The sequence below is a fragment of the Actinocorallia herbida genome (assembly GCF_003751225.1).
GTDB classification, from domain to species: Bacteria; Actinomycetota; Actinomycetes; order Streptosporangiales; family Streptosporangiaceae; genus Actinocorallia; species Actinocorallia herbida.
Genome location: NZ_RJKE01000001.1, coordinates 5,828,182 through 5,843,791 on the forward strand (window position 1 = coordinate 5,828,182; position 15,610 = coordinate 5,843,791).

Sequence of the window (15,610 nt, forward strand, 5' to 3'; positions counted from 1 at the left end):
GGCGCACCACGACATTGGGACACGGCAACACTCCGCCGTGCTCGGGCCCGCACCGCCCACCCGGGCACGGCGGACCATCCGGAACATCGACGAAGAACGAAGGTCCGAGCATGTCCCGTACATGGTTGATCACCGGAGCGTCCCGCGGCTTCGGGCGTGCCCTCGCCGAAGCGGTCCTGGCGGCCGGCGACCGCCTGGTCGCCACCGCGCGCCGTCCGGAGCGGCTGGCCGATCTCGCCTCGGCCTACGGCGATCGGGTCCTGCCGACCGCACTGGACGTCACGGACGCGTCCGCCGCTCGGCACGCGGTCCGGTCTGCCGTCGCGTGCTTCGGCCGACTCGACGTCGTCGTGAACAACGCCGGCTATGCCAACAGCGGGCCGATCGAGGAGATGGCGGAGGACGACTTCCGCGCGCAGTTCGAGGCGAACTTCTTCGGGGTCGTCAACGTCACCCGGGCCGCCCTTCCGGTCCTGCGCCGGCAGCGCTCGGGAATGTTCGTCCAGTTCTCCTCCCTCGGCGGCCGGGTCGGCGGCACCCCGGGCATGGGCGCCTACCAGAGCGCCAAGTTCGCCGTGGAGGGCTTCTCCGAGGTCCTGGCCGGCGAGGTCGCCCCGTTCGGCGTCAAGGTCCTCATCGTCGAGCCGGGCGCCTTCCGCACGGATTGGCAGGGCTCGTCGATGGAACTGCACCCCGTGGGCCCCGACTACGAGGAGACGGTCGGCGCCATGAACCGGTACCGGGCGCAGAACAACGGCGCCCAGCCCGGTGACCCGGTCCGCGCCGCCGAGATCCTCATCGACGCCGTGAACGACGACGCCCCGCCGCGCCGGCTCCTGCTCGGCGCCGCTGCGGTGACCGCGGCCCTGGAGGCCGGTGAGGCCCGCGCCGCGGAGACGCGGAAGTGGGCCCTGATCAGCGCCGCCGCCGACTTCCCGGCCTAGGCGGGCCGCCGGGCCCGGCGCGCCACGTCGCCGACCGGACCGATCCGTCCGCCAGGCGTCCCCTCCCTGTCAGAACAGCACACCCTTCGGAGATCCGATGCACTCGTCGATCGCGCACACCGCTCCCCTCTCCCCCGGCACCCACGCCTACCGGCTGGCGGGCCTCGTCCAGCGCTACCACGTCCACGGCAGCGGCCCGGTGTGCGTGGCGCACTCCGGCGGCCCCGGCATCTTCTACGAGTATCTGCGGATGCCCGCACTCGAAGAGCACCTCACCATGGTGTACGTCGAGCCCATCGGCACCGCGGAGGACAGTCGGCTGCCCTCACACCCGCACGGTTACACGAGGGAGCGCTACAGCAGGTTCCTGGAGATCCTGATCAACCGGCTCGGCGTCCCGAAGGTGCATCTGCTGGGGCACTCGCACGGCGCGTTCGTGGCCGCCCACCACGCCCTGCACCGCCCGGAGAGGCTGGCGGGCGTCGTGCTGTACGAGGGCTCCCCGGTCACCGGCCCCGAACACGCCGCGGAGGCGGGTCGCATGGTAGAGGAGTTCGCGGCGGAGCACTCGGGCCATCCGGGACTGCCCGGTGTGCTGGCCGCGTTCGACGCGATGTCCCGCATCTCCAGCGACGAGGAGGCCGAGGCGGTGGCCAAGGGCGTGCTGCCCTCATACTTCGCGGACTTCTGGGGCGACGAGGCACGGTACGCCCCGCTCCGGGACGCGGTCCAGGCCACCTACATCTCGGGCCTGGACGAGGACCTGGCCCCCGACGTCGTCAACGACCGCGCTGCGCTCAGGGACCTGACGCTGCCGGCCCTGGTGATCGTGGGCCGGCACGACGTGATCTGCGGCGTGCGCTGGGGACGCGAACTGCACGAGCTGATCCCCGGCTCCCGGCTGCTGATCCTGGAGAACAGCGGTCACCTGGGCCATGTGGAGGAGCCGGCGCTGTTCGCGGACGCCGTCCGCAGCTTCGTCCTGGAGACCACGGCCGAGGCGGACGGGGCCGCGTAGCGCACGTCCTCCGCGCGTCCCGGACGCGGCGTCCGCGTGCGGAGGTCCGCGGGAGATCCCCGGCCGGGATCTCCCGCGGCGTCACCCGGGCCGGGCGGGCGCGGAGCGGACTCCCATCCGGATCGGCGCGGCCTCGGAACCCGGCCGCATCCGGTACCCGGCCCCGCCTCAGCCGTCCAGGCGGGCGAGAAAGCCCAGAAGAGCCGTGGCCAGTTCGGCGGTGTGGGTCCAGTGCAAGCCGTGCGGGGCATCGGGGATCTCCAGATAGCGGGCCCGAGGGAGCAGTTCGTACAGGGGGACGGCGGTCCCGCGAAGGGGCAGGAGGCGGTCGTCGGTCCCATGGACGATGAGCACGGGGACGGTCAGGGCGGCGTAGTCACCGCGGAAATCGGTGATCCACGAGGGGACGATCGCGCTGTGCACCTGAGGCGAGACGGACGCGGCGATCGTGAGGAAGGCGTCGAACTCCTCGGGGGCCAGCCGCCCTCCCTCGTGCTCGATGGCGCTGAAGTAGTCGCGCCGGATCTCGTGGAGATGGGCGTCGGAGTCGCGGAGCGCGTCGGAGATGATCTGGTCGAACCGGCCGAGGCCGAGGCCGTGCGGGTTCCGCTCGGTCAGCAGCAGATGGGGTCCCAGTCCTGCCAGGAAGGCGGCTCCCGCGGCGCGCCCGCAGCCGAGGGAGTGCAGATGACGGACGATGTCCCCGGAACCTGAACCGTGGCTGACGAGGACCGCGTCGCGCAGGTCGAGTTCGGTGAGCAGGGCGGCGAGGTCGGCGGCGAAGGCGTCGTAGTCGTAGCCCCCCGCCGTTCGGGTCGAGGCGCCGAATCCGCGGCGATCGTAGGTGATCACCCGGTGCCCGGCGGCGAGCAGGACGGGGGTCAGGCGGTCCCAGGTCCTGCTGTCGAGCGGATAGCCGTGGACGAGCACGACAGGCCGCCCGTTCCCCTGATCCCGGTAGGCGATCCGGATGGGAGCGCCGTCCTCGTATCCGGCGGTGACGAAGAGCATGCTGGTGGTTTCCTGGTGATCTGTGAGGTAGTTGTGATCTGTGGGGTCGTTGTAGCCTGACTCCGAGTCTGGAGCCTTTCGTCGCTCCGCACATCCGTCATACGACTGTGGTCCCGCGTGCGGTCCGGAGAGGCGAACCATGATCCCCCGATCCCAGATGGTCGGCCGCATCGAGGATGTGCGCCGCCTCTGCGAGATCTTCTCGGGGGGAGCCGGTCGCAACCCCGGCCTTCATGTGATCGGCACGGCGGGAGTCGGCAAGAGCGCGCTCCTGGACGCCGTCGCCGAGACGCTCACCGCGGCCGGTACCCGGGTCCTGCGCGCCGACGGCGTCGAGTTCGAGGCGGACATCGCCTACGCCGGACTTCACCAGCTGCTCCTTCCGGTGCTGGACCTGGTCAAGGACCTCGCGCCGGCCCACCGTGCGGTCCTTCTCACCGCTCTCGGCTTCCAGACGGGGCCGTCCCCCGAGCGGCTCCACCTCGTCAACGCCACGCTCGACCTGCTGCGCGAGGTCGCGGCGGAGCGGCCCGTCCTGCTGCTCGTCGACGACCTGCCCTGGCTGGACCGGGCCAGCGCCGTCCTGCTGTGGTCGGTCGCCCGCAGGCTGCCCGCCGGCACGATCGGCTTCCTCGCCGCGTCGCGGACGGGTGCCGAGAGCCCGTTCGGCCACGGAGGACTCGCCGAGTACGAGTTGCGGCCCCTGGACGACGCCTCGGCCAACCTGCTGATCTCGGCCCGCTACCCGGCCATCGCCGCGCGGGTGCGGGCCCGGATCGTCGCCGAGGCCGGCGGCAACCCGCTGGCCCTGCTGGAACTGCCGCTGGAGCTGAGCGACTCGCAGCGCGCCGCGCAGGAGGAACTGCCCGCGATACTCCCGCTCAGCGAGCGCCTCAAGGCTCTTTTCCACGCCCGGGTCACGGCGCTGCCCGAGCCGACGCGCCGCCTGCTGCTGATGGCGGCCCTCGACGGCACCGGCGACCTCCGGGCGCTCAGCGCGGCGGCGGAGAAGGAGACCGCCGGGCTGAGCGCGCTGGCGTTCGCGGAACGCGACCGGCTGGTGCGGATCGACGCGGCCTCCCGGCGGCTGGTGTTCCACCATCCGCTGATCAGGTCTGCGGCCGTCACGGCCTCGACGCTCACCGAGCGCCGTGCCGCACACCTCGCCCTCGCCTCCGTCCTGCCCGACCAGTCCGAGCACCGCGCCTGGCATCTGGCCGAGGCGGCCATCGACGCCGACGAGAAGGTCGCCCGCCTCCTCCAGGACGCCGGCCACGCGGTACTCCGCCGGGGTGACGCAGTCGGCGCGGTCGCCGCGCTCACCCGCGCCGCCGAGCTCAGTCCGGACGCCGTCACCCGCGGCAGGCGCCTGGCCGAGGCCGCCTACATCGGAGCGGAGGCCACAGGCGACATCCTGAACTCCTCGGACCTCCTGCGCCGCGCCGAGAGCACCGGAAGCGAAACCCTGTACACGGCGGCGGCGGCCGCCTACGTGCTCACCAACTCCGACGCCAACATCGACACCGTCTATCGGCTCCTGGTCGGCGCGGTGGAGGGGGCGGGCCCGGTCCTTGACGCCGGTGATCCCGCCGTCATCGACCTTCTGCACACCCTCCACCTGGTGTGCTGGTGGGGCGGGCGGCCGGAGCTGTGGCCCCCGTTCTTCGCCGCCATCGACCGGCTGCGCCCGGCGCCGCCGCCGGTGCTCGCGCTCGCCGTCCGCTCCTTCCCCGATCCGGCTCGCACCGGCCACTCCGCGCTGGAGCACCTGGACGCATTCCACGACACCGTCCGCCGCTCGAGTGACCCGATGCTCGTCGTGCGCGGGGCGACCGCCGGCGTCTACCTCGACCGGGTCGGCGAGATCCAGGACCTGCTCTGGGACCTGGTCCGCGTCGGCCGGGACGGCGGCCTGGCGGTCCGCCGTCATCTGGGCGCGCTCATGCATCTGTGCATGGAGAGTTTCCTCATCGGCGAATGGGCCGAGGACCAGAAACTCGTCGACGAGGCGCTGGCGCTGTGCGCGGGCGAATATCCGTTCTTCACGTGGTATTTCCAGTTCAACCAGTTGCTGCTGCACGGCGGCCGGGGCGAGGCCGACGCGGGCAACGCACTCGCCGAGCAGGTCATCCGGTGGGCGACGCGGCGCGGCGTCGGCTCCGCCCGGATCTTCGCGCTCCAGGCGCAGACCCTGGTCAGCCTGGGTGCAGGCGACTACGAAGCCGCCTACGCCCAGGCGGTCGCCATCACCCCCGCCGGGACCCTCGCCCCCTACACCGCGCATGCGCTCTGGGGCGTCTACGACCTAGTGGAAGCGGCAGTCGCCACCGGTCGGGACGGCGCCGCGGAAGCCCATGTCCGGACCTTGCGGGAGCTGCGGATCGACCGGCTGTCGAGCCGGTACGCCATGCTCGTGGCGGGCGCTGAGGGCCTGGCCACGCCCGGGGAGGCGGGAATCGCGCATTTCGAGCGCGCGCTGGCGACGCCCGGCTCGGACCGCTGGGCGTTCGAGGCCGCCCGGATCAGGCTCGCACTCGGTGAGCGCCTGGGCCGGACCCCCCGAGCGCGGACGGAACTGGCCGCGGCGCTGGACTGCTTCACCCGGCTGGGCGCCGTCCCCTGGGCGGACCGGGCCCGCAGGGAGCTGCGCGCGCCCGGGCAACCGCGCGCCGGGTCGCCCCTGACGCCGCAGGAACTGGAGATCGCCCGGCTCGCCGCGTCGGGCATGACGAACAAGCAGATCGGCGAGCGGTTGTTCCTGTCGCACCGGACCATCGGCGCGCATCTCTACCAGATCTTCCCCAAGCTCGGCATCACCACCCGGGCGGCCCTGCGCGATGCGCTGAACGCGCTGGGCGACACCGTCTGAAGACAGTCATATGACAGTGGCTCAGCCGGTGGTCGAATGACCGTGGCGTCATCGGACGCTGACAGGCGAGTCTGATCCCATGATCAAGGAGGAGGCTCGGCAGCCCGCTGCCACCGGACGGCCGGATATCGCCCGTTTTGGGAACCGCGTACCAGAGCAGGCGGTGGTCAACGATCTGGTGGAGACGGTCCGGGCGGGTGGGAACCGGTCGCTGGCGGTGCGCGGCGAGCGGGGAATGGGCAAGACGACGCTGCTGGAGTACGCGGCGGAGCAGGCGGCGGGCTGCCGCGTCCTGCGGGTCACCGGTCACCAGTACGAGGCGAGGCTGGCGTTCGCGGGCCTGCACCAGCTCTGCGCGCCGCTGCTGCCGTTCGCCGACGCGCTCACCGTGCCGCAGCGGGAGGCGCTGCACTTGGCGTTCGGGTTGTCCGCCGGCCCTGAGCCTGACCGGTTCCACATCGGCCTGGCAGTTCTCGCCCTGCTCGCCAAGGCCACCGCCGAACGCCCGCTGCTCTGCGTCGTGGACGATCACCAGTGGCTGGATCGGGCTTCGGCACGGGTCCTCGGATTCGTCGCGCGCCGACTCGGCGAGATCCCGGTCGGCCTGGTCTTCGGTACCCGCGCGGACCACGACGAGTTGACGGGCCTGGACGACCTGCGGCTGACCGGCCTGCCCGATCCGGACGCCCGCGCGCTGCTGGCGGCGACCATGCCGGGGCCGCTGGACGAGCGGGTCCGCGACCACATCATCGCCGAGACCGGCGGCAACCCGGCGGAACTGCTCGGCATCACGCGAGGTCTCTCCCCGGTCGACCTGGCGGGCGGCTTCGGCCTGCCCGGCGCGCTCGCACCGGAACTCCACGACCCGCGGGTCGACGACCTGACCGCGGACGCCCGGACACTGCTGACCTTGGCCGCGGCAGATCCGACCGGGGAAACCTCCCTGGTCCTGAGGGCCGCGATGCGGTCCGGCCTCCCCCTCCACACCGCGCCGCGGGCCGTCGAGAAGGCGGGTCTGGCGGTCTTCGCCGACCGCATCCGGTTCTGCGATCCGCGACTGCGGTCGTCCGTCTACCACGCGGCGACCGACCAGGACCGGCGGGCGGCGCACCGTGCGCTCGCCGACGCCGTCATCGACGCGGACTGGCGGGCCTGGCACCGCGCGCTGAGCGTAGTGGAACCGGACGAGGAAGCGGCCTCCGATCTCGTGCGCGCGGCCGAGCAGGCCCGGTCACGCGGCGGTCCCGCCGCGGCCTCGGCGTTCTTCGGCCGGGCCGCCGCCCTCACGGCCGACCCGGAGCGCCGTGTGGCATGGCTTCTCTCGGCCGCGGAGCACGGCCTGCGGTGCGGCGCCTTCGACAGCGTCCGGGACCACTCGCACCTCGTCCTCGCCGGCCCGCTGGCCGAACCGCACGCGGCCCGGCTGGAGCAGGTGCGGGGCCGTGCCGCGTTCCTGACCGGTCAAGGCGGCGCGGCCCCCGGCCTGCTCCTGTCGGCGGCGGAACGCCTGGCGCCCCACGACCGGGAACGCGCTCGCGACGGTTACCTGATCGCCTGGACGGCCGCGCTCTACGTCGGGGCCCTCACCGACGGCCCCGGGCTGAAAGAGATATCCGCCGCCGCCCGCACGCTCCCGGCCGCCTCGCGTCCCGCTCTGCCCGACCGGCTGCTGGACGCTCTCGCCGCCCTGGTCCTGGACGGCTCGCGCTCCGCCCTGCCCCGGCTCCGCGAGGTCACCGACGCCTTCACCGCGACGGCCGCCGGTACTTCCGACGAACTCCGCTGGGGCTGGCCCGTGCAAGCGGCGGCGGGCGCGCTCTGGGATCCGCGCGGCTGGCTGGGCATGCTCACCCGCCAAGCCGGTCTGGCCCGTGCGAACGGCGATGTCCACCAGCTCCCGATCGTGCTCGCCGAACTCGGGACGCTCAGAGCCTGGATGGGTGAGGTCGCCGCCGCCGAGCGGCTTGCCGTCGAATCCGAGACGGCCACCGCGGCCACCGAGATGCGATTGGCCCCCTACGCCCGGATCGCCATGGCAGGGCTGCGCGGTGACCCCGCGCTCGCCCGGCCGCATTTCCGGATCGGCGCCTACCTGGGGCGTTCACACGGGCAGGAAGTGGCGATGACCGCGGTGAACTGGGCCGCCGCGGTCCTGCGCAACGGGCTGGGCGATCACGACCGTGCCCTGCCGCACGCACTTGACGCCGCCGAAACCTCCCCCGCCCTGTTCCTGTCGCTGTGGGCGCTGCCCGAGGCGGTCGAGGCCGCGGTGCGATCCGGCCGCCCCGACGTGGCACGCAAGGCCTTGGACCGACTCGTTGACGCCGCAGGGCCGGCCGGCACGGACCACGCCGACGGTCTGATCGCTCGCTGCCGCGCACTCGTCTCGGAAGGCACGACCACCGAGGGCTGCCATCACGAGGCGATCGCCCGGCTGGAGCGGGCGGGGCTCCGGCCGGACCACGCCCGCGCCCGGCTGCTCTACGGCGAGTGGCTGCACGCGGCGGGCCGTCCGGCCGAGGCACGCACCGAGCTGCACGCCGCCCATGACGCCCTCGCCGATCTCGGCATGGACGCCTTCGCCGAGCGTGCCCGCCGGGAGCTGTCCGCCTGCGGCGGCAGAGCCCGGCGCCGCCCGGAGGACGCCACCCTCACCGACCAGGAGGCGCAGGTCGCCCGGTTGGCACTCGACGGCCACACCAACGCTGAGATCGGCGCGCAGATGTTCATCAGCGCCCGTACCGTCGAATGGCATCTGCGCAAGATCTTCACGAAACTGAACATCTCGTCGCGGAAGGAGCTGAAGGGAGTACTCTCCGTGCCTGCGTCCCACGGTGTGGGTGCGAAGGGCCGGGACGAGACCTGACCTGACGTCCGCAGGCTGGGCCGGCGGCTGCCGGGACCCCGCTCACCTGTGCGAGGGCGGCGGACCCGGGCGGCCGGGAAGCGGCCGCCCGGGTCCGCCGCCGTGCGCGGACGCCCTGCTCAGCGCTCCGACCGGCCCGAGAAGAGGGTCAGGAAGAGCAGGAAGACGTTCAGGACGTCGAGAAAGATCGACGCGGCGAGGAACGGCGCCTCGGTGTCCTCCCCGGTCCGGAGCCTTTGGAAGTCGACCATGATGAGCGCCGCGAAGATCACCAGACCGATCACCGAGTAGACCAGCGCGCCGCCCGGAATGCTGACGAACGCCAGCACGATCCCGAACACGATCAGTGCGAGCAGCGCCCAGGACGACACGCGGGCGACGCCCGTCAGATCGCGCCTGGTCGCGTAACCGGCCGTCCCGGTCGCCGCGACGAACAGCGAGGTCGCACCGCCGGCCCTCCAGAGGGCGTCCGGGTCGGCGTCGGCGTAGTAGGCCAGCGTCGGGCCCATCGCCAGCCCCATGAGCAGGCCGAACGCCATGAGCAGCGCCACCGTCAGCGGGAGCGAGCGCGTGGCGAACCGCATCGCGATCAGGGCCCCGAAGGCGCCCAAGAACGCGGCGATCGCGGCCCCTCCGCCCGCGTCGCGGCCCAGGTAGGAGCCCAGTGCGAAGACCGCGGTCGTGGCCGCGACATGGCCCATGGTCTGGGCGAACAGGGTGTGCGCCCGGTCGCGGGACACAGGTGCTCCCGACCGGTATGAAATGGCGTCCTCCATGTCGGTGGTCCCCCTTCCTCAAACGCCCCGCAGCGGGCCCTTGAAGGACTTGCGCAGCGAGGGCGGACCGGCGAGGGGCAGCAGCAGGGCGAGGAGACGGCCGCGCAGCGCGGTCGGGTTGCGGGTCAGCTCGATGTCGACTCGGGTCAGGTCGCCCTCGGGTGTCATGCTGAACCGCCAGCCGCCACCGGCTCCGAACAGCTTCGACTCCTCGGTGCCGATCACGACCTCATGCGCGTCGGGATCCCACTCGTAGCGCGCCCGCTCCCAGGCCGACTCGGTGCCCTCGGTCACCACGGCCCAGGTGTCTCCCTGCTCGTGCACCTTGAAGTGGTCGGCGTCGATCGTCGGCCACGCCTCTGCGCGCGCTGGACCGAAGTCGGTCAGCACCGCCATCACCTCGTCCGGCTTCAGTTCGGACATGAGGTGGAAACGGATGGTGGTCATGGTCTCTCCTTCTGTGGATCGGGTCTCGGGTGCGGCGTTAAAGCAGGGTGCGTGCGTATTCGGCGTTGGTGTAGTCGCGCCATTCGGTGATCTGGCCGTTGCGCATCCGGTAGACGGCCATGTTCCTGATCGCGGCGAGGGGGCGGCCGGGCAGGGCGAGTCCGTGGATCTGCTCGGCGATGACGGTGTCGCCATCGACCGCTTGGCGGAGGGTGGTGAACTCGACGCGCTCCATGCTGGAGAACACCCCGTCCCACAGGCCGACCACCTGGTCCCGGCCTCGGATCACAGGGCTCCCGTAGTTCTCGAAGACGATTTCCTCGGCGAAGTAGGGCGCAAGTTCGGCGGCGTCCTTCCGGGCGAAGAGGTCGAGGAACTCTCTGATGACGGTGCCGTGGTCACGGGCCGTCCGCTGGTCACTCATATCTCTCATTCCTGTCTGGTGTCCGAGGTGTCCGAGCACCCCGGGTCGGATGCGGTCATATCTGGATACGCCAGGTACCGGACCTGCACATCGGCCATGTGGCTGTGAGTCACGCGCGGCCCCGCCACCGGGATGCGCCGGACCGTCCGTGACTCCATGCCGCTTCATCTGGTGGCAGGCCGACGGGCTTCGGGCCCGGCCCGGTCGAGAACGACCCGGGCCAGCTCCACTCGGGAGCCGACGCCGAGTTTGCGGTAGGCGTGCATGAGGTGGGTCCCGATCGTGTGATGGGACAGGAACAGCCGGTCGGCGGCCTCCCGGTTCGTGACGCCCTCCGAGATCACGGCGACGACCTGGCGTTCGGCCTCGGTGAGGGCGTCCCAGCCGAGTTCGGAGCGGCGGCTGCGCCGTCCGGACCGGACACCCGCCCGGTGCAGCTTGTGCCGCAGCCGGCCCGCCTCGCCGTCCGCACCGGCGTCGCGGTGAATGCGCAGTGCCCGTTGGAGCAGGGGGACTCCCCTGTCCCGGTCCGTGCCGAGGAGCCGGGTGCCCGCATCCTCCAGTGCGGACGCCAGGGCCAGCGGCCGGGCCGACTCCTCGAGCAGTTCGACGGCCCGCAGGAGTTCGGCGACATCGTCGAGGACGAGCCCGCGGGCGTGCGCGGCGACGGCGGCGAACAGCGGTAGGCCCGGGTTGCGCGCCTCCCGCAGTTCGGCGAGGTCCAAGGCGCGCCGGGCCGCCTCCGGACGGCCGCCGAGCAGCGCGATCCGGACGAGGACCGGCGGGTCCGCCGCGTCGGCCGGTCGCGAGATGTAGGCGGTGAGCCCGTCGATGACGTCCGCCGCGGCGGCGATTCTCTCGCCGTCCTCGGCGCGGGCGGCGGCTTGGACTCCCAGCCACAGGCCCGCCTGGCGGATGAGCGGATCGACGCCTTGGCTGAGCACGGCGGCCCGCGCCAGTGCCTCCTCGACACGCCCGGTGAGCAGTTCGGCCCGGCCCGCGACGTATGACCCGTGCGAGCCCACGAGGTCGTCGGTCCCTGCGAACTCCTCGGCCATGTCGGCCGCATGGGCGATCCGGCCGGCCTTGAGCAGCGTCCGGCACATGACGGTGCCCCACAGCCGCTCGGCCCCGGCGTCCCCTCTGCGGCGGGCACGTTCGAGTCCTTCTCCCATTTCGCGCAGGGCGAGGTCGGCGTGCCCTGTGTGGCCGCGCAGGAATGAGCGCCACGCTTCCTGCGGGGCGGTGTCCATGCCCCCGGTGGCCGGGCCGGCATCCATCTCGACCGCCAGGTCCGCGCCGGACAGCGCGTCCTCGTAGTACTGGCGGTGCGCCCGGAGGAGCGACTCCGCGGCGCGGACCGTCGCCAGTGCGGCGCGGCTGTCACAGGCCGAGGCCTCCCGTTCCGCGGTGGTGAGCAAGCCCTCGGCCTCGTCCAGGCGCCCTAGGAACGCCAGGGTCCGGCAGAGGAGCGCCAAGGCCCGCGCGTTCAGCCGCGCGGGCGCATCGCCCTGCGCGACGACCTCCCGGTAGCGCCGCACGGCCTCCGCGGGCTGCGGCTGCACGGCCGCGTTGCCGAGCCGGATGCGCGCGGCCTCCGGACCGGGCAGCCCGGGCCGCTCCAGCGCCGCCCTGCTGAGTTCACTGGCGTCCGCCCGGGCGCCCGCCCGGATGAGGAGCGGCAGCACATCGGCGACGAGCCGCGGCCGTGAGGGGTCGGACGGCGGGATCAGGCCGAGCGCCCAGACGGCCAGCCGGGCCACGGTGGCCGGGGCCGCCTCCGGCTCCCGCATCGCACGTTGGAGCAGCGCGACGGCCTCGGGCTCACCGGGCTCGGCGGCCTCGGCGAGCGCCTCCGCGACCGCGGCGAGGGGTGCGCCGTGAGCCAGCCGCAGAGCCGCGGCCTTCCGCCGCAGCGCCCGCCGCTCGGCGATCGGCAGCGTGCCCTGCACCGTCTCGCGCACCGCGCCGTTCCGGAACGACAGATCCTGCTCCGTCTCGGTCACCAGGCCCGCGGCGATCGCGTCCCGCATCGGCCGGAGCAGCCCTGCCACGGGACGCGCGGTGATGTCGGCGAGCTGCTCCGGCTCGATGCGGAGCCCGAGTGCGGCGGCCACCCGCAGCAATCGTCCGGCGTCAGGGGACAGCCGCTCCAGCCGCTCGCGGACCTCCGCGGGGGACGGCTCTCCGTCTCCTCCGGCAGGTGCGCCTGCTTCCGGGTCCGGGGCGGCACGCGGCGTCCGGAGGGGGCCGGAGCCCCGGTGCCCGGTCATGCGGTCTCGTGCGCGTGGACGAGGCGGGCCAGATCCACCCGCGAGCCGATGCCCCACTTGACGAAGATGTGCCGCAGGTGGGTGCCGACGGTGTTCGACGACAGGAACAGCCGCTCGGCGATCCGCCGGTTGGTGGCGCCCTGCGCGACGAGCCGGGCGATCCGCACCTCTGTCGCGGTCAGCCCCCACCGGGCCTCACCGTCGGTCTCCCGGACCGGAGGTCGCACGCCGAGCGCGCGCAGACGTCTGCGGACGCGGGCGGCGTCGCGGTCTGCGCCGCACTGGTCGTAGAGGCGAAGGGCGGTCTCCAGGTGGCCGCGCGCCGCAGGATCGCTCTTGAGCACCCGGCCCGCGTCCTCGGCCGCGCAAGCCCGCACCAACGGGCGGTCGGTGTCCGCGAGCAGTCCGGCGGCATGGGCGAGGAGGTCCGGGGCGCCGGTAACGAGACCGCGGGTGTGGAAGGCCACGCCGCGCAGGAGCGGGAATCCGTCGTCGAGGACCGCTGCTCGTGTCGCGGCCTCCGCCGCCAGATCGGGCATCGCCCCGCGCAGCGCGATCCGCGCGAGCACGGCGAGGTCGGCGGGGTCGGGCGGCGCACCGGGTCCCGCGGTTCCGTCCCACGCCCGACGGGCGAGTTCGGCGGCGCGGGCCGGGGCGCCTTCGGCATCGGCCGCGAGCGCCGCGAGCCACGCACCGGCCTGCCGGACGACCGGGTTTCCTGCGCCCTCCATCCGGGCGCCTTCGGCGACGCAGCGGCCCGGGCCGTCGGTGTCGGCGAGGCGCAGGGCGGCACGGGCGCGCGCGTACCGCGCCGTGGTGGCGGCGAAGTCCCCCGCACCCAGGTCCCCTGCGGACGCAAGGGCGGACTCGGAGGCGGTCACCGCTTCGGTGAGGCGGCCCGCGTCGAGCAGCAGCCGCGCGCGGGTCATCGACCACAGTCGCGCCGCGGTCGTCTGCCCGTTCCGCGCGGCGGCGGCCAAGCCCGCCCCGGCCTCCCGCAACGCGGAGTCCGTTCGGCCGACGGCGGAGAGCAGGAACGCCCGCCCGCAGGCCTCCGCCGGATCGGGGAGGCCCAGGGAGTCCGCGCGGTCCAGGTACGCGAAGGCGGCGCCCTGGTTCAGCCGGGACGACTCTGCTCCGGCACGCACGGCGAGCACCACGGCGTCCGTCATGGGCCCGGAGACGACCCGCGCCGCGGCGGCCAGTGCGCCCGGAACGTCCCCCATCCGGTTCAGGTGCAGGGCCTCGGCGGCAGTCAGCCGGGCCCGCAGCCCGCTCGGCAGGTCTGGCAGGCTCAGCCCGATCCGGCATTGGCGGACCGCCTCCGTCGCCGACATGGGGCCGGCCTGACGCCCGAGCTCCAGCCTGATCCGGGCTTCCGCCGCCGAGGTGAGGAATCCGGAGAGCGCATCCTCGGCGAGCTTCCGGGCCTCACCGGTGCGTCCGCCCCGCCACAGCAGCTCCATGGTCTCGCCGATGATCTCCGCGGTCTGCGGGCTCTCGGGACCCGCGAGCCGCAGTGCCCCGCGGCTCAGCTCCGATGCTTCAGCCGGGTCGGTGGCTGCGAGGCTTGCCGCGGCCTCGCGCAGCAGGGCCACCGCCCTGTGGTCTCCGGGCAGCGCGGTCTCGGCGAGTACCGCGGCGACGTCCACCGGACTGCCGCCCCGCATGAGCCGGACGTCCACCGCCTGACGCCGCAGGCAACGGCGCAGTGGCGCGGGGAGGTCGGCGGAGATCGCCTCTCGGACCAGGTCATGGCAGAAGCCGAGGCGTCGGTTCGTGCCGGTCAGGATGCCCGCCGCCACCGCCTCCGCGGCCACCGCCGGCCCGCTCGCGGACATGCCCGCGAGCTCGCCCAGTTCCTCGGCGGAGAAGTCCCCGTCGAGTACGGACGCCGCCTGCACGCCCTCGCACACCGATGGCGACAGCCGGCCCAGCCGGTGCCGTACGAGGACCCGCATCCGGCGCGGGACGGCTTCGGCGGCACCCGCCCGCAAGGTGAACCCCTCCTCTTCCATCCCCCGGACCATCTCCACGATGAACTGCGGCACGCCCTGCGCCCGCCGGACGACCCGCGTCACCGCCTCGTCGGGCTCCTCCCGGAGCACGTCGGCGGCGACCCCGAGGGCGTCGGCGTCGGACAGCGGGCCGAGGCCGATCCGCTGTCCGCACGCCGCCCCGACGCGCGCCAATGCCGGGACCGGCCCTCCGGGAGCGGTTCCCGTGGCCAGCACCCACAGGACCGGATGCTCCGACAGTCCGCGCAGCAGGGCAGGAAGGGCGGACAGCGTCATGGGGTCGCACTGCTCGATGTCGTCGATGCAGACCGCCAGAGGTCCCTGCCCGGCGCGCCGGGCGAGCGTGTCGCGGACACGCCGCGGCGTCCACCACCAGTAAGCCGGGACGTCGCGCCGCGCGGGGCCCGCAGCGCGCAGGGCGTCGACGAGAGAGCGGAGCGGGACCGGGCGCCGGTCCGGCCCCGGCTCGCCCTGGCACCACGAAACCCCCGCGGCACGGGCCATTGCGCGAGCCTCGGCGAGCAGCCGGGTCCGGCCCGACCCGGACGGCCCCTCGACGAGCACCGCCCCGCCCTCCCCTCGGGCCAGCGAGTCGATGAGCCCGCTGAGCAGGCCGACCTCGATCTCACGTCCACGCAGCGGCAGGGCCTCCTGTTCCGCCGAAAGCACGGGAACCACGGTTCCGCCCGCGCACTCCCTCATCTCGGTGACCATCGAGATGCCCTCCATCCGTCCTCTGCAGGCGACCGCCGCCCGCCGCACTCAATGTGCCGCGAGGGCGGACCCGCGGGACCAGGGAGAACGACTTGCCCGGACCCTGGAGCACGCCCCCGGGTACCCGGGACCTGGAGCGGCCGGCGCGTACCCAGGCAGACCCGAGGGAGCCCACCGGTTCCGTTCCCAGGAGGTGATCCAGAGGTCGATGAGGTCGCGTCGCGGGCCCTGCGGGGAGTCGGGCACCACA

General features: G+C 73.5%; 10 protein-coding genes. 4 read left to right on the plus strand and 6 right to left on the minus strand.

All coding sequences use genetic code 11. The features are described from left to right. Window positions 1-110 precede the first annotated feature (110 nt). Both EDD29_RS26470 and EDD29_RS26475 read left to right on the plus strand, forming a co-directional pair. Window positions 111-944, plus strand: coding sequence for an oxidoreductase (locus EDD29_RS26470; RefSeq protein WP_123666987.1), 834 nt, complete (start codon window positions 111-113; stop codon window positions 942-944). A gap of 97 nt (window positions 945-1,041) precedes the next feature. Beyond that, window positions 1,042-1,962 carry an alpha/beta fold hydrolase gene (locus EDD29_RS26475; RefSeq protein WP_123666988.1) on the plus strand — a complete coding sequence of 307 codons (921 nt, stop codon included), beginning with the start codon at window positions 1,042-1,044 and terminating at the stop codon, window positions 1,960-1,962. Between the two features lie 168 nt (window positions 1,963-2,130). Here EDD29_RS26475 and EDD29_RS26480 read toward each other — a convergent pair whose 3' ends face one another. Next, entirely contained in the window at window positions 2,131-2,973 is an 843-nt protein-coding gene (locus EDD29_RS26480) for an alpha/beta fold hydrolase (protein WP_123666989.1), read from the minus strand. Window positions 2,974-3,112: 139 nt separating this feature from the next. On the opposite strand from EDD29_RS26480, the gene EDD29_RS26485 reads away from it, so the two are divergent. Both EDD29_RS26485 and EDD29_RS26490 read left to right on the plus strand, forming a co-directional pair. Further along, window positions 3,113-5,842 (plus strand): helix-turn-helix transcriptional regulator, encoded by a 2,730-nt coding sequence (locus EDD29_RS26485; RefSeq protein ID WP_123666990.1) that lies wholly within the window; start codon window positions 3,113-3,115, stop codon window positions 5,840-5,842. A 163-nt stretch (window positions 5,843-6,005) separates the two neighbouring features. Further along, window positions 6,006-8,708, plus strand: a complete 2,703-nt coding sequence (locus EDD29_RS26490; RefSeq protein WP_170201585.1) for a helix-turn-helix transcriptional regulator — start codon at window positions 6,006-6,008, stop codon at window positions 8,706-8,708. Window positions 8,709-8,827: 119 nt separating this feature from the next. Here the strand turns inward: EDD29_RS26490 and EDD29_RS26495 are convergent, their stop codons facing one another. The 5 genes from EDD29_RS26495 to EDD29_RS26515 form a co-directional block, all read right to left on the minus strand. Further along, entirely contained in the window at window positions 8,828-9,448 is a 621-nt protein-coding gene (locus EDD29_RS26495; RefSeq protein ID WP_211359912.1) for a Bax inhibitor-1/YccA family protein, read from the minus strand. Between the two features lie 54 nt (window positions 9,449-9,502). Beyond that, on the minus strand, window positions 9,503-9,931 hold the full coding sequence (locus EDD29_RS26500; protein WP_123666993.1) for an SRPBCC family protein: 429 nt from the start codon (window positions 9,929-9,931) through the stop codon (window positions 9,503-9,505). A 37-nt stretch (window positions 9,932-9,968) separates the two neighbouring features. Further along, the gene (locus tag EDD29_RS26505) at window positions 9,969-10,355 is read right to left on the minus strand and encodes a nuclear transport factor 2 family protein (RefSeq protein ID WP_123666994.1); all 387 of its coding nucleotides are present in this window, start codon (window positions 10,353-10,355) and stop codon (window positions 9,969-9,971) included. 164 nt (window positions 10,356-10,519) lie between these two features. After that, on the minus strand, window positions 10,520-12,628 hold the full coding sequence (locus EDD29_RS26510; protein WP_148086105.1) for a helix-turn-helix transcriptional regulator: 2,109 nt from the start codon (window positions 12,626-12,628) through the stop codon (window positions 10,520-10,522). After that, window positions 12,625-15,315 carry a helix-turn-helix transcriptional regulator gene (locus EDD29_RS26515; RefSeq protein ID WP_170201586.1) on the minus strand — a complete coding sequence of 897 codons (2,691 nt, stop codon included), beginning with the start codon at window positions 15,313-15,315 and terminating at the stop codon, window positions 12,625-12,627. Before EDD29_RS26515 ends, EDD29_RS26510 begins: the two co-directional genes overlap by 4 nt. Window positions 15,316-15,610 lie beyond the last annotated feature (295 nt).